Annotated in this window: 13 protein-coding genes; 4 read left to right on the top strand and 9 right to left on the bottom strand. The window is 54.5% G+C overall.

The window, feature by feature from the left end:
* Positions 1-237 precede the first annotated feature (237 nt).
* The 5 genes from HFD92_RS07455 to mqo all read right to left on the bottom strand — a co-directional run bounded on the left by HFD92_RS07455 (position 238) and on the right by mqo (position 5,416).
* On the bottom strand, positions 238-465 hold the full coding sequence (locus HFD92_RS07455) for an Imm74 family immunity protein (RefSeq protein WP_111207136.1): 228 nt from the start codon (positions 463-465) through the stop codon (positions 238-240).
* 1 nt (position 466) lies between these two features.
* Positions 467-1,630, bottom strand: coding sequence for a PAAR domain-containing protein (locus HFD92_RS07460; protein WP_111207137.1), 1,164 nt, complete (start codon positions 1,628-1,630; stop codon positions 467-469).
* Positions 1,627-2,433, bottom strand: coding sequence for a DcrB-related protein (locus HFD92_RS07465; protein ID WP_167428647.1), 807 nt, complete (start codon positions 2,431-2,433; stop codon positions 1,627-1,629). Before HFD92_RS07465 ends, HFD92_RS07460 begins: the two co-directional genes overlap by 4 nt.
* 279 nt (positions 2,434-2,712) lie before the next feature.
* On the bottom strand, positions 2,713-3,264 hold the full coding sequence (locus HFD92_RS07470; RefSeq protein ID WP_167428648.1) for an RNA 2'-phosphotransferase: 552 nt from the start codon (positions 3,262-3,264) through the stop codon (positions 2,713-2,715).
* A gap of 502 nt (positions 3,265-3,766) precedes the next feature.
* Positions 3,767-5,416, bottom strand: a complete 1,650-nt coding sequence (gene mqo, locus HFD92_RS07475; protein WP_046102922.1) for a malate dehydrogenase (quinone) — start codon at positions 5,414-5,416, stop codon at positions 3,767-3,769.
* Between the two features lie 349 nt (positions 5,417-5,765).
* On the opposite strand from mqo, the gene HFD92_RS07480 reads away from it, so the two are divergent.
* On the top strand, positions 5,766-7,355 hold the full coding sequence (locus tag HFD92_RS07480) for a sensor histidine kinase (protein WP_221412761.1): 1,590 nt from the start codon (positions 5,766-5,768) through the stop codon (positions 7,353-7,355).
* A complete protein-coding gene (dcuR, locus tag HFD92_RS07485) occupies positions 7,352-8,071 on the top strand; it encodes a two-component system response regulator DcuR (protein ID WP_009093030.1) in 720 nt (239 codons plus the stop codon). The genes HFD92_RS07480 and dcuR overlap by 4 nt, the downstream gene beginning before the upstream one ends.
* Here dcuR and HFD92_RS07490 read toward each other — a convergent pair.
* Together HFD92_RS07490 and HFD92_RS07495 are read right to left on the bottom strand one after the other, a co-directional pair.
* Positions 8,065-9,027: an FAD:protein FMN transferase gene (locus tag HFD92_RS07490; RefSeq protein ID WP_167428650.1), complete on the bottom strand. Its 963-nt coding sequence runs from the start codon at positions 9,025-9,027 to the stop codon at positions 8,065-8,067. The two genes, dcuR and HFD92_RS07490, sit on opposite strands and share 7 nt — an antisense overlap.
* A gap of 63 nt (positions 9,028-9,090) precedes the next feature.
* A complete protein-coding gene (locus HFD92_RS07495; protein ID WP_111207310.1) occupies positions 9,091-11,871 on the bottom strand; it encodes a flavocytochrome c in 2,781 nt (926 codons plus the stop codon).
* A 590-nt stretch (positions 11,872-12,461) separates the two neighbouring features.
* Between HFD92_RS07495 and HFD92_RS07500 the strand changes: the two genes are divergently transcribed.
* Both HFD92_RS07500 and fumA read left to right on the top strand, forming a co-directional pair.
* Positions 12,462-13,970 carry a DASS family sodium-coupled anion symporter gene (locus HFD92_RS07500; protein WP_167428651.1) on the top strand — a complete coding sequence of 503 codons (1,509 nt, stop codon included), beginning with the start codon at positions 12,462-12,464 and terminating at the stop codon, positions 13,968-13,970.
* 156 nt (positions 13,971-14,126) lie between these two features.
* Positions 14,127-15,773 (top strand): class I fumarate hydratase FumA, encoded by a 1,647-nt coding sequence (fumA, locus tag HFD92_RS07505; protein ID WP_009093034.1) that lies wholly within the window; start codon positions 14,127-14,129, stop codon positions 15,771-15,773.
* Positions 15,774-16,050: 277 nt separating this feature from the next.
* Here the strand turns inward: fumA and HFD92_RS07510 are convergent, their stop codons facing one another.
* Together HFD92_RS07510 and HFD92_RS07515 are read right to left on the bottom strand one after the other, a co-directional pair.
* Positions 16,051-16,707 carry an SDR family oxidoreductase gene (locus tag HFD92_RS07510; protein ID WP_167428652.1) on the bottom strand — a complete coding sequence of 219 codons (657 nt, stop codon included), beginning with the start codon at positions 16,705-16,707 and terminating at the stop codon, positions 16,051-16,053.
* A 74-nt stretch (positions 16,708-16,781) separates the two neighbouring features.
* Positions 16,782-17,849, bottom strand: a complete 1,068-nt coding sequence (locus HFD92_RS07515) for an SDR family oxidoreductase (protein WP_046102918.1) — start codon at positions 17,847-17,849, stop codon at positions 16,782-16,784.
* Positions 17,850-17,925: the final 76 nt, after the last annotated feature.

Genomic DNA, 17,925 nt, shown 5'->3' on the forward strand with positions numbered 1-17,925 from the left:
GCTCGCGAGCATGATATGCCCAGTGGGGAGTGTTGCCGGTTCGCTGTTTAGCCTGGGGCAATCGCGTTGAAACGGGGGCATATTCGCTTGGTGCCAGAAGCGGACGATGCTTGCGACATGGTATGTTAGTTTACGGAGGGCTGGTCAAAACGGATCATCCTCCCGCACCACCTGTCTCAATACTGTGGCGGAAGTAATATGTGAAAGTAATTAGCAGGCTACCTTCACCGTACAGATTTAAACAAATTTCAGGACCATATGAGATCCCTGGGTTTTTTTGACTGCTTCATCAATATAATGCTGGCGAACAGCATCAGTCACAGGTTCACTTTCATAGGGGGGTTCAAACTGTTTCATGGTGCTTTTTTCAGCCACAAAACCACCCACGACCATTTCACCTTCTGCCCTGATTTTTTTGCCCTCGATATCAAGCATCACATATGAACTTGTGCCTGTAATTTTCATATCAGTTATCCCTTACAAAAATGACTTTTTCCGTCTGTGATATCGGATCGATTGTACTGATTTTCGTGACATTATCATTGCCCATCAGGCGCGGTAACTCAACGTTTTCCCATATATTACCTTCACGCAGGGACTGCCCCACTACGGCCCTGACTTCTCCAGAGACCTGTTTTGCATAAGACGCGGAGACATCCTCCCAGGCCTTGATGCTCTGCGGGTTATCGAAATCCCATTCAGGCATTTTAATATTTTTATCTTTGATTATGGATTCGAGCGTGACACCGCCCCGGGACTTCGCGATGGCTTCTGCGACGTCAGGACCGCCGACACCTTCAGTACGTCCTGACCAGAAAAAGGCACTGTCCGGATCAGTGGCCAGTTGGGGTTCTATTTCTTTAAGGTTGATGAGGCTCTTAGGCGTGTTACGCCACGCATTAAAGGCTGCGCCTCCTTTTGCACCTGCAAGGCCGCCTGCAAACGCACCGCCTAATGAAAGCCACTTCTGACCGTCAGAGCCTTCTCCCCATAATTTCCCGCCTATGTAAGCGCCGCCATAACCTCCACCAAGACCTCCCGCAAAACCCAGCAGGGCTATCGCCGGTCCTGCCAGAACGGTCGTGGCCGCAAGGCCCACGCCCAGCAGTACTCTGTCCACCCAGTCAGGAATTTCAGGACTGATTACGTCAGTCTGCTCTTTAATGCCACCAATAATGACGTTAGTAGATCCGCCGCTGATGACCCCACTGCAAGTCAGGCGGTCCCCCATCCTGGCAGCGGGTAGTCCGTTGATACAGACGCGTGAAGATCCTTCTGCCACCCGCTGTAAAGCCGGGCCATGCTCGTCACAGTCACCTACAGACATATGCGACATCACCGCCGGTCTTCCGTTGATGAATACGTTTGATGAACCAGTAACCAGATGGCCGGTTTCGTGGTGGGGTGCCCATGACATACTGCCGAGAACTTCTCCCAGTCCGCCGCCGCCAGCCGCGCCTGCGAGCGTCGCGGCCAGGACTACTGTTCCGACGCCCCCCGTGGCCAGCGTGAACGCCGCACCGGCAATGGCCCCGCCTATCAGACCGAGCACCAGCCAGCCTTTAGAGGCGGAGTGTTCTATGCCGTCCCCCACGCGTGCAGCGGAAAAAGCTTCAGCGGCACCACTCATTTTTCATTTATCCGCTGGCGGAGGTAAGCCTCAACGACTTCAGTGGTATCAAGGCCGTCAATACCCCGGACAGTTCTGGCCAGAAGCAAACTTGATATCAGTCCAGGTCTCCTGGTACCTGCCATCTCCCACAGCGTAAAGCGGCCAGCATGCTCGCCATCAGGTATCGGAGACAACATCAGTGGTTCACCGACAGCGTCAAAGAACAGATAGTTGCCGTTCCTGGCCCGGCTGAGATCAATCGATGAGTAGAGGTCAGAAATTGAAGGGAACACATTCAGTTCGCGGCTATCACGGTCAAAGCTAAAGAAGAGTTCCTGGCTGTCGGCGGGGATCTGGCTCCCCCTTGCGGTAGAATCTGGTGCATCGTCCGGAAAGGTAATGCTGTCCGTGATGTTGTCATAGATACGGCCATGGTAATCGTCAAACGCATCCGGGCAGGTGCCAATGAAACAGAGCAGCTTTTTACCCGTATTATTTTCAGATGTCAGTACCACCCTCTGCTTCTGAAAGATGATTCTTTCGCCAGATTTGAAACTGTAAAACAGTTCCAGGGCCTGCCTGCCATTCAGTTCAGTGAGCCGGGCATGATTGAGTGAGAGATCCTGCAAAGTCGCCTGCAGTTCGGAAGACAGTCTCTGGGATACTGACTGAAGCGTGTCTTCTGCAGCAGCGGTTGCACGTGAAATCACAAAGGTGAATTCATTGGCATTCGTATGGCTTAGGGTAAAGAGGTTCATGGTGCGATCGCGAAATACGTCAGGCACCGTAATGTTGCAGTCCTGCAAGGTATATTCAGACATGTAAAGCTTCTCCGGTCCGTGAGTCCGGACCAGAATATCAACGTTTATAAAATGATCCCTAGATGATACTGATTTAAATTTGATCTAATGCAAAGGTGTTCTTTACACCTTCTGACCTGCTACAGGATAATTCACACAGAAGGCTGTTATCAATGTCCGCTTTTCGCTATTAGTGGACATTGGCCTGCACATCGTCCGCTCTGTGCCAACAGCCGACATAATCATTATTGCTGAACAATAACTGCTAACAGAGAAGGTATCTGATGAACTACCAGGTGATTAACTTTTTAATGAAATAAAATTAATGGGAACTGTTTCGGTTAACCAAACCCCGTTTTCAGCCTGGAAAAATTTATATCCATGCTGGTACATTCGCTGGGATTCAATCTCCAGCAGTACTGGTTTACCGTAGCGTTGTCCGACAACAATAGCCGTCCGGGTTTCCTGCGATAGATGCACATGGTGGCGTGAGCCTGCAATCAATCCTTGCTGAAAAATAGATTCAATGAAGCGTGTTGCAGTGCCATGGTAGAGGAGTTCTGGCGGTTCTTTTTCTCTATGCTGGAGATTCACGTTTGGTGCTGAGTGCCCCTGAGCAGCACGTATACGCTGACCATCGTCGGAGAGGGTAAACCGTTTCTTATCACTGCTATTCACAATTGTCTGAATCAGTGCCAGATCAAGTATATGACCTTCATTCGCTGCGCCGGTAATCAAAGAGTTAATGTCTGCCCAGCCTTCTGCATCGAGTTGCAATCCAATAGTGTGAGGCTCATGGCGCAAGATATAACTCAGGAACTTGCTTATTTCGTTAAGTTGCTTGTTACTCATGATTAGTCTGCATAATTTTTAAGATTTAATTACAGCCTATATAATAGCCGGGAGCAGCTGTGCAAGTCTAAGTGAACGGAGCACGACTACATTCGTTCTCACCATGAATGCCACTGTTGCACCCTTTCTGCAGTTACTTTACCTCACTTTCGCACCCATCGTGATGACTTATAGTCTGGCTGCTCAGTATGTAATAACGCATCTCATACGAGATCTATTGTGCTACCTCACTTGTATCAATTACTTTTTCAATTTGCAGGGCGAATGCTTCAGCCGACAGCTATTATTGTTTGGGGTAATTTCTGCTCTTAGCTCAAATCAGACATCTATCACCTGCAACCACCACAAGCCTTAAAACACCCTCTTTGCCTGACATCAAACACAACTGCTCGCCTGCCGGGAGCCGATGGCATGGCAAGCCGTCAGCCTGAAGCACTGAACAGCACGCAATAAAAAAGCCCGCGCAGGGTGACCCGCGCGGGCTTTTCACATCAGGACGCGATTACAGCGCCATGTCGTGTTTGGCTGAAGGCGCTGCCTGCTCAGGCTGAGCCGCTGGCGCCGGTGCTGATTTTCCATCCATGTTGATCACAGGCGGCGTGGTCAGCTGCAGGGTTGCCGCAGTGTCATTCCAAACCTGCTGCAGCAACGGCACGTTGTCGTTCAGCTTCTGACCATAACCAGGGATCATTTTGTGGATCTTGGCCTGCCACTCTGCTGACTTAAACTCTTCCGGGAACAGCTTCTGCATCACGCTTAACGCGATCGGAGCAGCGGTTGACGCGCCAGGCGAGGCACCCAGCAGGGCTGCGACAGTTTTCTGCTGATCGGTCACAATTTCTGTACCCAGTTTCAGCACGCCACCTTTCTCAGCATCTTTCTTGATGATCTGAACACGCTGACCGGCCTGAATCAGTTTCCAGTCCTCTTTCTTCGCGTCCGGATAGTACTCTTTCAGCGCGTCGAAGCGATCTTCATCACTCAGCATCACCTGACCAATCAGGTATTTCACCAGGTCAAAGTTATCGATACCGACATCGGTCATTGGCACGATGTTATGGGTCGTGGTGGTGCTCAGCAGGTCAAACAGCGAGCCGTTTTTCAGGAACTTGGTAGAGAAGGTCGCAAACGGTCCGAACAGCACGACGCGCTTGCCATCCAGATAACGGGTATCCAGATGCGGAACAGACATCGGTGGTGCACCGGTGGAAGCCTGACCATAGACTTTCGCCAGGTGACGATTCGCAATCGCGCTGTTTTCGGTCACGAGGAACGAGCCGCCAACCGGGAAGCCCGCATAGTTGTCCGCTTCCGGGATGCCGGTTTTCTGCAGTAACTTCAGTGCGCCGCCACCGGCACCGATGAAGACATATTTCGCATCGACCGCGCGCTCGCTGCCATTTTTGACATCTTTAATGGTGACGTGCCAGGAGTTGTCGCCGTTGCGCTTGAACTCGGTAACTTCAGATGAGGTTTCCAGACGGAAGTTGTTATTCTTCTTCAGGCTGCCGATCAGCTGACGGGTAATTTCACCGTAGTTAACATCGGTGCCGACCGGGGTCCAGGTTGCCGCGACTTTCTGCTGCGGATCACGACCTTCCATGACCAGCGGCGCCCACTGTTCGATCTGCTTGTGATCGGTGGAGAATTTCATGCCCTGGAACAGCGCGGTTTTCTGCAGTGCAGCATAGCGCTTGGTCAGGAAGTCGACGTTGTCGCCCCAGACGAAGCTCATGTGCGGTGTAGAGTTGATGAAAGAGCGCGGATCGTGCATCACGCCCTCTTTGACCTGTGCGGTCCAGAACTGGCGTGAAACCATAAAGGCTTCATTGATTTCCAGCGCTTTGGACACGTCGATAGAGCCATCTTTACGCTCAGGCGTGTAGTTCAGCTCCATGTTGGCAGAGTGACCAGTACCGGCGTTGTTCCAGCCGTTTGAGGATTCCAGCGCCACGCCATCCAGCTTCTCAACCATGATCTGTTTCCAGCCAGGCTGCAGCTCTTCCAGCATGGTGCCCATGGAGGCGCTCATGATGCCGCCGCCAATTAACAGAACATCGGTTTTTTCTGGTGAGGTTTCAGCGTGAAGTGCGGATGAAACTAACAGGGCCGCAAGAGACAGCGCGGGAATAACTTTTTGTGAATTCATCATTTTAATCTACAGCTCGGACCGTACTGGTTAAAAAAAGTCCTCAAAGTTTAAAATAATGTTATTTACGAGTTAATGCGAAATTAGTTATAAAATTAAAAATAGCAATTTAGCCTTAATTTAATTACAAAAGGCTTACTTTATTGAGCGATTATTTTAACCACACATTAAGGGTGTCCTTTGAATTATACAATCCCCTAACACAAATATTCTTACTGAAACCGACGGCGGTCAGGCCGCTAAAACTGTACTGATGCGGCGAGTTAGCGTATGTTTCCCGGCGATCTCCCATCCGTACTGAAAGCCTATGACAAGCCAACCACAGAACCGACACGCCGTGACGAAACGACCCATGAAACTCAGTACCCTGACCACACTGATGATGACCGCGGTTATCTTCACCGTACTGCTGGCTGTCCATCTGCTCTATTTCGTTCAGATCGATAACTTTGCCCAGTCGCACCTGAAAGATAAGGCGATGGCGGTCGCCCGAACGCTGGCGGACAGCCCGGAAATTCAGCGGGGATTGCTGTTGGCTGACGGCAGCAGCCAGATTCAGCCGCTGGCTGAGGCGGCGCGTAAACGCAACGGCCTGCTGTTTGTGGTGGTGACGGATATGCGCGGCATTCGCTTTTCGCATCCCAATGCTGCGGTGATCGGCAAGCACTTTGTCGGTAACGATATCTATCCCACCCTGAGCGGTCGGGAGAATGTGGCGGTCAATCATGGTGTGCTGGTGGAAGCGTTGCGGGTCTTTACACCGGTGTTTAACGCGCAGCATCAGCAGATCGGCGTGGTGGCGATCGGAATTGCGCTGAATGATGTGGCGGCGCAGATAGCGAAAAGCCGCTGGAACATCGTCTGGACCAGCCTGTTTGGCGGCGTGGTCGGGCTGCTGGGTATCCTGATTCTGGTCCGGCGGCTGAAGACCATCCTGCTGGGCCTGGAGCCACACGAGATTTCCAGTCTGTTTGAGCAGCGCCAGGCCATTCTTAACTCCATCAAAGAGGGGGTGATCGCGGTAGACGATCACTCCCGCGTCAGCCTGATCAATCAGGCCGCGCAGCAACTGCTGCATGAGACCACGCAGAAAACGCCAGCCAGCGGCGATTTGATTGCTGAAGAGAGCGTGATGCACCGCCACCAGCAGGATGCGCTGCATGCCGGGAAAGCCTGGTATGATGAAGAGCTGACGCTGGGAAATCGCATCCTAATCACCAACACCGTACCGGTGCGCAGCCGTGACCGGATTATCGGGGCGGTGACCACCTTCAGGGACAAAACCGAGATCAGCCAGCTGATGCAGCGTCTGGACGGCATGGTAAACTATGTGGATGCGTTGCGTGAGCGGTCCCATGAATTCATGAATAAGCTGCATGTCATTCTGGGCCTGCTGCATATGAAAAACTATGCGCAGATGGAAGAGTACATTCTCAAAACCGCCAACGCCTATCAGACGGAGATCGGTTCGCTGCTGCAGAAGATCAAATCGCCGATCATTGCCGGTTTCCTGCTCAGTAAAATCAACCGGGTTACCGATGAGGGCCATCAGCTGATTATCGATGAGGCCAGTTTTTTGCCCGACTGCGGCAGTGAGGAGCAGAGCGCGGTGCTGATTACGGTGCTGGGCAATTTAATTGAGAATGCGCTTGAGGCGCTGGATCCGGAGACCGAGGGTGAAATCCACCTCATGCTGCACTATCAGAATGGCTGGTTAGCCTGCGAAGTGAGTGATGATGGTCCCGGCATTGATGCCGCGCAGCTGAACACCATCTTTGAACGGGGCGTCTCCACAAAGGGTGAGGATCGCGGTGTCGGACTGTTTCTGGTCAGACAGCAGACCGAAAGCCTGGGGGGTAGCGTCAGCGTCGAGTCAGAACCCGGCGTCTTTACCCAATTCTTAGTACAACTTCCGTGGGAGAGAGGAATGATTACCCAATGATTAATGTGTTAGTTGTCGATGATGACGCCATGGTCGCGGAGCTGAACCGCTGCTATATCGGGCAGATCCCGGGATTTACCTGCTGCGGAACGGCCTCGACGTTACAGCAGGCGAAAGAGCGGCTGGCCCAGGCCGAGCCGCAGGTGGATCTGATTCTGCTGGATATCTATATGCAGCAGGAAAACGGCCTCGACCTGCTCCCGGAGCTGCGCAGCGCAGGCCGTCCGGTTGACGTGATTATTATCTCGTCTGCTGCCGATGCCGCCACCATCAAAACCTCACTTAACTACGGGGTGGTCGATTACCTGATCAAACCTTTCCAGTTTGCCCGGTTTGAAGAGGCGCTCACCGGCTGGCGACAGAAGAAGTCGCTGATGGATAATCATCAGTTTTACCAGCAGTCAGACGTGGACCAGCTTCTGCATGGCAACCCGCCGGGGGCCAGCGAACAGAAACGCCTGCCGAAGGGACTGACGCCGCAGACGCTGCGGACGCTCTGCCTGTGGATCGACGCCCATCCGGGTACCGAGTTCTCGACCGACGAGCTGGCAACCGAGGTGAATATCTCCCGCGTCTCCTGCCGCAAATACCTCATCTGGCTGGCGCAGATCAATATTCTGTTCACCAGTATTCACTATGGCGTCACCGGTCGCCCGGTCTATCGCTACCGCCTGCAGCCGGAATATCACACCCTGCTCAAACAGTACTGTCAGTGAACCAGCCGGTAATCGTCATCCAGCAGCTGAAACGAAAAGTGATGTTGTGACGAACAGATGACCCGCCTGTCGCGGGTCACAAACAGGGCTTCAATACCCGGTTTGTCCGCCAGACAGGCAATGCCCTGTTCCACGCCCAGACCATACAGCAGCGTGGTGTAGATATCGCCATCCAGCGACCGGTCAGAAATTACGGTAACGCTCAGCAGTTCGTTATCCAGCGGATACCCGGTACGCGGGTCCAGAATGTGGTGATAACAGATCCCGTTCAGCTCAAAGTAACGTTCATAGATGCCGGATGTCACCACGGAGCGATTGTTGACGCCAATCACGCCGATCAGCTCGTCGGCTGCGCCAAACGGTTTTTTCAGTCCGATTGCCCAGCCCTGTTCATCAGGGGGTGCCCCCACGGTCTGCACGTTGCCGCCCAGATTGATCAGCGCATGGCTGACCTGCTGCTGGCGCAGAAAGGCCTGCACAAGATCGGCGATATAGCCTTTGGCGATGGCCCCCAGGTCAATCTCCATGCCCGGTCTGGCCAGCATTACGCTGCGGGCGTCGGCGTCAAGCATGACCTCATGGGGATCGATGAGCGCCCTGCGAGCCTGAAGCTCCGCTGGTGACGGCACGCTGTGCCCCTGAAAACCGATTTTCCAGCACTTCACCAGTGGACCGATCGCCAGATTAAACAGGCTGTCGGGCAGCAGGCTCACCGCATGCGCGCAGGCGATAAGATCGAACACCGGCTGGCTGACCACCACCGGATGCTGCCCTGCCGCATGGTTGATCGCCATCACCTCAGAGGCGGCGCGGTTCACGGTGAAGAGATTCTCCTGCTGTCTGATGAGCCGGAAAACCTGTGCGGCCAGGGTCTGATTGTCTTCGAAGAGTTTGAGCAGGATGGGTGACCCCATCAGGACGGCGGAGTAAGCATAGACACGCGCTTCAGTTAACATAGGCGACTCTGCTTCAGAAAGGGAAAACCGGCACCCGCCAGAGGCGGATGCCGGAGAGGACCGTTAACGTCGGGCGTAAGCGGCGGCGTTACCACCGGCCAGAATACCAAAGATGATGATATCGGCGACGGCGTTCCCGCCGATACGGTTCGCGCCGTGGATACCGCCAACCACCTCACCACAGGCCCAGGCACCGTTGATCACCTGTTTCTGAGTGTCCAGCACCGCTGTCGTGGTGTCGATGGTCACGCCCCCCATGGTGTGGTGAACACCCGGTGCGATACGAATCGCGTAGAAGGGACCTTCACTCAGCGGGTGACGCAGCGCGGTCTGACGACCAAAATCTTCATCTTTCTGCTGGATAACAAAGTTGTTGTAACGGGCCAGTGTCGCTTCCAGGGTGTGATGTTCGCCCATGTTAAGTTTCACCGCCAGCTCCGCCACGGTAGGCGCGCTGATGACAAAGCCTTTAGCGATATACTCGTCGGCCGCTTTGTTATTCATCCGCACCTGTTCGTCAAATACAATCCAGGCGCTCTTCTCAGGCAGGGCGATAATCTGCGCCGAGACTTTGTCGCGGGTTTCCATTTCATTATAGAAGCGCTTGCCCGCCTGGCTGACCAGAATAGCCCCGCCGCCGCGAATGGATTCAGAGACCAGATAAGAGGTGGTCTGCTCCACCGTTGGGTGAATCTGGATCTCGCCCATATCCACCGTGCCCGCGCCGATTTTCTCCAGCATCGCAATCCCGCTGCCGGTAGCGCCTTTATGGTTAGTGGTGACAAAGCCATCGAGTTCAGGACGGTATTTCACCACCAGCTCACGGTTGGCACTGAATCCGCCGGTCGCCACAATCACGCTTTTCGCGTAGAGGATGCGGCTGTCATTGTACTCATCGACCACCTTCACGCCGGTGACCGCGCCATTTTCATACAGGATTTCTGCGACTGAGGTCTCCAGCAGAACTTCGATGTTACGGCTGTTGATGTTTTTCACCAGACCGCTGATCAGGAAGCCCCCCACCGCGGAACGGTCAGCCGGACGGTGAGTCCGGTCAATGCTCATCCCGCCGGTAATGGTGATGTCGTTGAGTTCGATTCCGTGGTTAGCCAGCCATTCGATCGCTTCCGGCGCCAGATCCACAAACTCACGCAGCAGCACCGGGTTATTTTTGAACTGACCGCCCTTCAGCGTCTCCTCATAGAACAGCTCTTTGCTGTCCTCGATGCCTTTGAGTTTCTGGAAGCGGGTTTCGGCAGCATTCATACCGACCGACGCCTTGATGGTGTTACCCCCGATGGTCGGCATCTTCTCGATGATGACGACGCGAGCGCCCTCGTCGTGCGCCTGAATTGCCGCAGCCAGACCTGCCCCGCCACTGCCGACAATCACCACATCGTAATTCTGCGGTGCATTCGGGTTGCCCCCCTCTTCAATCACATGCGCTTTGCTGGAGGTGGTCATGGCGCGTGAAACCGCTTTTTTCAGCGCCTCACTCTGGGTGGTTGCGCCGGTAATGGCGTCGACGTGCGGGCTGTTTGCTACCAGAATGCGGTTACGCAGGCTTTCAAACGTGGTGGTGAAATCGACATCCAGGGTGTCATCCGGCACCAGTGAAATGTCGGTGATACGGTCCGTGTCTAGCGTCACGTTGATTTTCAGCTTCAGCGCTTCTGCTTCCACTTTTTCCTGATAAACGCCCGCTTTGTATTTACGGCCCGATTCGCTCATGTCGCGGATCATCGCGTCGACCAGCGAGAAGCGCCACAGCGGTTCCGGGATCTGCAGCTCTTCGCGTTTGTTGCTGTCGATATAGAGTTCAAGGTGCTCGTTGTTGATGATCCGATCAGCCCAGTTCGGGTAGGCAATACAGGCTTTACCAATCGCCACCAGATCGTAGCCTTTCTCCAGCGCCATCTCGGCATCGGCCCGGTTCACAACGCCGCCAACGCCAATCACCGGCACTTTTGCCAGTTCAGGCGACCGCATGGCGAGGTACTTCTCGATCAGCGGCGTCGGGTCCTGGGTATCCACAATCGACGGACGCAGCAGCTGGCCCACAGAGAAGTGGACATAATCCAGGCCACGCGCGGCCAGTTTTTCCAGCAGATAGAGGGTGTCGTCAAAGCGAATGCCGGGCACTTCGATCTCTTCAGGCGAGAAGCGATAGCCGATGATGAAGGAGTTGTGGGCGAAGCGCTCCGCCATCTTGTGGGTGATTTCCAGCACTTCCAGCGGGAAGCGGGCGCGGTTGTCGCGGCTGCCGCCCCACTTGTCATCGCGCTGGTTAGAGTTGGGTGAATAGAACTGCTGGATCAGATAGGTATTGGCGCCATGAATTTCCACGCCATCGAAACCCGCCTTGATTGCACGGTTCACCGCATCACCAAATTTGGTGATCATGGTGTCGACTTCTTCAGCGCTGAGCGCCAGCGGTTGGGTGGCACCTTCACGCGGCGCCGCGATGGCGCTCGGCGCAACCGGGGTTTTCCCGCCAATCAGCTCCGGCTCGACCATACGGCCGCCGTGATAGATCTGTAAAATGGCGGTAGAACCTTCAGATTTGATCGCGTCCGCAATGCGTTTCAGACCGGGGATTTTATTGTCGCTGTCGATGGCAATGGCACCCGGAAAGGCCGGGCCGCGGTTATCGATAAAGCAGCACTCGACAATCACGGTTCCGATGCTGCCTGCCCGTGCGCGATAGTATTCAACCAGTTCACTGGTGACCGTGCCGTCATAGAAACCGGTACAGGTGGTCATCGGGGCCATCACCAGTCGGTTTTTTAACACGGCGCCATTTGGCAGAGTCAGTGGATTAAGGATGGGAGTGAGTGTATTCATTGCGATAAACTCCAAGATTTAAAAGTCTGGAAATTTTTTAGCGGACGCAAATTATCGCTTAATTAAGTGGTCCGATGTCATGCTGTTAATATACGCCTTTCTTTGCTTACGTAAGCGATAAATTTACTTATTTAACTTTTAAAGCATCTGGAGTTTTTATTTGCTGAATGGCGGAACTAAAGTTATATTTATTGTTAATCAATGGTAACCAAAAATCAACCATTTGTTTACATTGAAATAAAGTTTTTCATTATCAGAATGTTATGTGATAACCTCCTGCTTTTCCGCCCTGCTCATTTGTTGACCCGCTTCACAAAAGTGTCAGAATGCCGGTGGCAGAAATATAAATAGAAAATAAATGTTAAAAAATCGCGAATAATGAATTAATTTCTTTGATCTGGATCAAAATTTATATTTGCAGAAATCGCATCATATTTACAGGCTTTTAAAAATGCTGCTCAATCCTCAGGCAGCGGATTAAAAAAATCAGTGCATCGCGGTTTATTCACACTATCAAGAATAAGAACGAAATTCATCAGTGAAGGTCCGGGGCGCAAATCGTATTCTTCTTAACTTGCAGATAAAACACTATGAAAACACTCTCAGCTGTAACTGAACCCCCAAAAGCCGCACCTGCGGGTGCGGGGAAAAAGAAAGCGATCATGCTGGCGCTGCCGGTGCTGGTGGCCGTGCTGCTGTTGCTGGTGCCGACACCTGCGGGCCTTGAACCCTACGCCTGGCACTTCTTCGCCATCTTCGTCGGCGTCATCGTCGGCCTGATCTTTGAACCTCTGCCCGGCGCCGTGATCGGCCTGACGGGCGTTGTCGTCATCGCGCTGTTCAGTCAGTTCCTGCTTTTCAGCCCGGCAGAGCTGGCTAATCCGAAATTCAAAGTCGCCAGTGAATCCTTTAAGTGGGCGGTCAGCGGTTTCGGTAACTCCACGGTCTGGCTGATCTTCGGTGCCTTTATGTTCGCCGCAGGGTATGACAAAACGCAGTTTGGTCGTCGCCTGGCGCTGATCCTGGTAAAATATCTGGGTCGCCGCAGCCTGACGCTGGGTTATGCCATCACCTTTGCTGACCTGTTGCTGGCACCCTTTACCCCGTCGAACACCGCGCGCAGTGGCGGCACCATCTATCCGATTATCGCCAACCTGCCTCCGCTCTACGGCTCTAAACCGAATGACCCAAGCGCCCGCAAAATCGGTTCCTATCTGATGTGGGTCGCCATTACCGCCGCCTGTATCACCAGCTCAATGTTCCTCTCTGCACTGGCACCCAACCTGCTGGCCCTGGCGCTGGTGAAAAGCATCATCGGTTTTGATATCTCCTGGGGCATGTGGTTCCTGGCCTTCCTGCCGCTGGGTCTGCTGCTGATTCTGACCATGCCGCTGCTGGCTTACTGGTTCTATCCGCCTGAAGTCAAAATCAACGATGAAGTGCCAAAATGGGCAATGGCTGAACTGGAGAAACTGGGCAGACTGACCCGCAATGAGATCCTGCTGCTGGTGTTCGTGGTCTGCGCCCTGCTGATGTGGATCTTCGCGACCTCGTGGATTGAGCCCGCCCTGGCGGCACTGCTGGTCGTGGTCCTGATGTTGTGGACAGGGGTGCTCAGCTGGAACGACATCACCAGCAATAAACCCGCCTGGAACACCTTTGCCTGGTTCGCTACCCTGGTGGCGCTGGCGGACGGTCTGGCTCGCGTCGGTTTCATCACCTGGTTAGGTAAAGAAGGTGGCATGCTGCTGCAGGGCTATGACCCGCAGATTTCAGCCGTCGTCCTGTTAATCGCCTTCTTCCTGCTGCACTACCTGTTTGCCAGTACCACCGCGCACACCACTGCGCTGTTACCGGCCATGCTGACCATTGCCGCCTCGATTCCTGGCATCAATATGCCGGTCTTCTGCCTGATGCTCTGTACCTCTCTGGGTGTGATGGGCATCATCACCCCTTTCGGCACCGGCCCAAGTCCGATTTACTACGGCAGCGGTTATCTGCCGACTAAAGACTACTGGCGTCTGGGTACCATCTTCGGCGCTATCTTCCTGGTCTCCATGATGGTGATTGCCTATCCGTGGATGGTGTGGATGTTCTGACGGATACAACATGCAGATCAACGCGTTATAATATACCATTCCTGCACTTCCCCGCGGCACCCGCGGCGGGGAAGCATAATAAACGATTAATTCGCCTATGATGTTGCGCCCCGCAGCCTGCTCGCGGTGGTTCAGCCGGTCATTAAGTGAGAAAAAATGTCGAACAAACCTTTTGTCTATCAGAACCCTTTTCCGCTGTCCCACGAAGAAACCGAATACTATCTGCTGAGCCGTGAGCATGTCTCAGTCGCCGAATTTGAAGGTCAGGAGATCCTGAAAGTTGACCCGCAGGCGCTGACGCTGCTGGCTCAGCAGGCCTTTCACGACGCCTCTTTTATGCTGCGTCCGGCTCACCAGCAGCAGGTTGCCTCAATCCTTGCTGACCCGGAAGCCAGCGACAACGACAGATATGTCGCCCTGCAGTTTTTACGCAACTCTGAGATTGCCGCCAAAGGCGTGCTGCCAACCTGTCAGGATACCGGCACCGCTATCATCATGGGTAAAAAGGGTCAGCGCGTCTGGACCGGCGGCGGGGATGAAGCCGCGCTGTCGCAGGGTATCTATAACACCTACATCGAAGATAACCTGCGCTACTCCCAGAACGCCGCACTGGATATGTACAAAGAGGTGAACACCGGCACCAACCTGCCTGCGCAGATTGACCTCTACAGCGTGGATGGCGACGAGTACAAATTCCTCTGTATTGCCAAAGGGGGCGGCTCTGCCAACAAGACTTATCTCTATCAGGAGACCAAAGCGCTGCTGAGTCCCGGCAAGCTGAAAAATTACCTGGTGGATAAGATGCGCACCCTGGGCACGGCCGCCTGTCCGCCGTACCATATCGCATTTGTTATCGGTGGCACCTCAGCGGAAAGTACGCTGAAGACGGTTAAGCTCGCCTCGACCCATTACTACGATGGTCTGCCGACCGAAGGCAACGAACATGGTCAGGCATTCCGTGATGTGCAGCTGGAGCAGGAACTGCTGGAAGCCGCGCAGAAGCTGGGTCTGGGCGCACAGTTTGGCGGCAAATATTTCGCGCACGACATTCGCGTGATTCGCCTGCCGCGCCACGGTGCCTCCTGCCCGGTCGGCATGGGCGTCTCCTGCTCCGCTGACCGTAACATCAAGGCGAAGATCAACCGCGAAGGCATCTGGATTGAGAAACTGGAAGCCAACCCGGGCCGACTGATCCCGGAAGCGCTGCGTCAGCAGGGCGAAGGTGAAGTCTTACAGGTTGATCTCAACCGTCCGATGGAGCAGATTCTGGCGCAGCTCTCCGCCTACCCGGTCTCTACCCGTCTGTCTCTGACCGGCACCATTATTGTGGCGCGTGATATTGCGCACGCGAAGCTCAAAGAGCGTATCGATAACGGTGAAGGGTTGCCGCAGTACATTAAGGATCACCCGGTCTATTACGCTGGCCCGGCCAAAACACCTGAAGGTTACGCCTCCGGTTCACTCGGCCCGACCACCGCCGGACGCATGGACTCCTACGTGGATCTGCTGCAGGCACACGGCGGCAGTAAGATCATGCTGGCAAAAGGCAACCGCAGCCAGCAGGTGACGGATGCCTGTCACAAGCATGGCGGCTTCTATCTCGGCAGCATCGGCGGCCCGGCAGCGGTGCTGGCGCAGCAGAGTATTAAGAGTCTGGAGTGCGTGGAGTATCCGGAGCTGGGGATGGAAGCGATCTGGAAGATTGAGGTCGAGAACTTCCCGGCCTTTATCCTGGTCGATGATAAAGGTAACGATTTCTTCCAGCATATTGAGCGCGCGCACTGCGCGAAATGTGTGAAGTAAGAGATGCGTTAAGTTATGAAAAAGCCCCCGATTTCGGGGGCTTTTTTTGAAGATCTCAAAGGAAAAGCTGGCTGTGGTAGCGAGCCTGCGCAGGGAACGGGGTCAGATCGGAAAGACGCAAGAGCCGTCATCCATGACACGCTCGGCCCGCGCCGTCCTGGCGCGGGACGCTTTCCTCCTCTGACCCCGTTCCCCGCGCCCTGAGCAAATTTACTGCTGTCAGATTCACCCTGCTTTGTCTTCAGCGTCAGTCTGCAAAAAAGCTATCGAATCCTTTTTAGCCACGCTGCAACCGCTGCAACGCCTCATCGATCGGGCTGTCGCCCTGAGTCAGTTCAATGATCTGATATTTAATGGCTGGCTGTTCGATCAGCCCGACCAGGGTTGCCGCCACATCTGCCCGCGGCACCACGCCATAGGGGATCGCCAGGTCGGCATGAATCCGTCCGGTGCCCGCTTCGTCAGTCAGCGTGCCAGGGCGCAGGATCACCCACTCCAGGCGGCTCGCCACCAGCTCAGCATCAGCCTGTCGTTTGACCCGCATGTAGTTCTCAAAACCCTCTGAAGGAGTTTTGCCGCGACCTGCATCGGGAAAGGCCGAAACCAGCATAAAGCGTGGAACATCTGCCTGCTCTGCTGCTGCCACGGCCAGTGTCAGCCCCTCACCATCAATGGCATTGGTCAGCGCGATTCCGGCGCCACCGGCCCCCGCCGTAAACACCACGACATCATGCTCAGCCATCAGCTGTGCCAGCTCCGGGACGCTCAGCTGCTGAAGGTCGCCTGACACAGCCGTTGCGCCTGCTGCCTGCAACGTCTCAGCCTGCTCCGGTTTGCGGTGCAGTGCCGTTACCCTGTGCCCTTTGCTGCTCAGCTGACGGGTCAGCTGCTTACCCACCTTGCCCGCAGCCCCGATAATGAAACATCTCGCCATGGGTTCTGAACCTCCACTGAATGATCAAATATGCCGGAAACGAAACAGGCGCCGGATAGGGCGCCTGCAGGTTTTTACTCAGGGATCACTTTTTCCGCTTTCAGCTTATCGAACAGCTGGGTGAAGGAGTCCAGCGTGCTGCGATAGCCGGTAAAGCCCGCTTTGCGGCTCTTACTCATGTCGGTAAAGGCTTCCATCGGACGTCCCAGATCGGCATCAGTGTGCCACCAGGAGGCGAGTTTATTGATATCCGCCTCACGCAGCTGATGCTTCTCTGCAATCGCCTGCCATGCGCTGGCGGCCTCATCCATCCGCCCTTCCAGCGGCATCATCTGCGCCGGATAGTCCGCGGCCTCGATACCAAAGTATTCTGCCAGTTTCGGCCACATCCAGTTCCAGCGGAAGACATCGCCGTTTACGGCGTTAAAGTCCTGGTTAGCGGCATTAGGCGAGGTGGCGGCCCAGAGCAGCTGCTCAGCCAGCAGACCCGCATCGGTCATATCCGCCACACCGTTCCACTGCTCAGGCGAACCCGGGAAGATAAACGGCCAGCCCTTCTCTTTACAGAGCGTGGCGTAAACGGCCAGCGTCTGCCCCATGTTCATCGCATTGCCTACCGCATAGCCGATGATGGTGTGCGGACGATGCACGCTCCAGCGATAGTCATACTTTTCAGCGCCCGCGAACAGTTCATCTTCCTGCGCGTAGTAGAAGTTATCAACCGGCTGACGGCCCTGCTCTTCGCGGAATGGCGTAACCGGCACCGCACCTTTACCGTAGGCTTCAAACGGGCCCAGATAGTGCTTCAGTCCGGTGACCAGCGCCACGTGAGAACCCTGCAGGCGATCGCCCAGTGCTTCAATCACGTTGCGCACCATGCCGCCGTTGACGCGGATATTCTCTTTTTCATTCTCCTGACGCGCCCAGACGCTGAAAAACAGCGCATCCGGTTTGACCGATTTCAGCGCGTCACGCACCGCATCGGCGTCGGTCAGATCGGCGGTCAGGCTGGTCGCACCCGCTGGCACGGCACCACGGCCGCGTGACAGGCCGCTGACCTGCCAGCCTTCCTGCTGTAATTTGTCTGCCAGTGCGCGACCGATTACGCCGCTGATGCCCACAATCAAAGCGTGCTTTTTCATTTGATTTCTCCTCAATTTGCGTAATGCTAAGCCTAATAGAGAATTCAGTTCTTATCTCTGTCATTTATTCACATCA

The organism is Pantoea sp. EKM101V (assembly GCF_011800325.1).
GTDB lineage: Bacteria > Pseudomonadota > Gammaproteobacteria > Enterobacterales > Enterobacteriaceae > Pantoea > Pantoea anthophila.

Coding starts and splice junctions, on each gene's coding strand:
- dcuR (WP_009093030.1), top strand. CDS start 7,352: ATGATTAATGTGTTAGTTGTCGATGATGACGCCATGGTCGCGGAGCTG.
- fumA (WP_009093034.1), top strand. CDS start 14,127: ATGTCGAACAAACCTTTTGTCTATCAGAACCCTTTTCCGCTGTCCCAC.
- HFD92_RS07510 (WP_167428652.1), bottom strand. CDS start 16,707: ATGGCGAGATGTTTCATTATCGGGGCTGCGGGCAAGGTGGGTAAGCAG.
- HFD92_RS07460 (WP_111207137.1), bottom strand. CDS start 1,630: ATGAGTGGTGCCGCTGAAGCTTTTTCCGCTGCACGCGTGGGGGACGGC.
- HFD92_RS07480 (WP_221412761.1), top strand. CDS start 5,766: ATGAAACTCAGTACCCTGACCACACTGATGATGACCGCGGTTATCTTC.
- HFD92_RS07455 (WP_111207136.1), bottom strand. CDS start 465: ATGAAAATTACAGGCACAAGTTCATATGTGATGCTTGATATCGAGGGC.
- HFD92_RS07495 (WP_111207310.1), bottom strand. CDS start 11,871: ATGAATACACTCACTCCCATCCTTAATCCACTGACTCTGCCAAATGGC.
- HFD92_RS07490 (WP_167428650.1), bottom strand. CDS start 9,027: ATGTTAACTGAAGCGCGTGTCTATGCTTACTCCGCCGTCCTGATGGGG.
- HFD92_RS07465 (WP_167428647.1), bottom strand. CDS start 2,433: ATGTCTGAATATACCTTGCAGGACTGCAACATTACGGTGCCTGACGTA.
- HFD92_RS07500 (WP_167428651.1), top strand. CDS start 12,462: ATGAAAACACTCTCAGCTGTAACTGAACCCCCAAAAGCCGCACCTGCG.
- HFD92_RS07515 (WP_046102918.1), bottom strand. CDS start 17,849: ATGAAAAAGCACGCTTTGATTGTGGGCATCAGCGGCGTAATCGGTCGC.
- HFD92_RS07470 (WP_167428648.1), bottom strand. CDS start 3,264: ATGAGTAACAAGCAACTTAACGAAATAAGCAAGTTCCTGAGTTATATC.
- mqo (WP_046102922.1), bottom strand. CDS start 5,416: ATGATGAATTCACAAAAAGTTATTCCCGCGCTGTCTCTTGCGGCCCTG.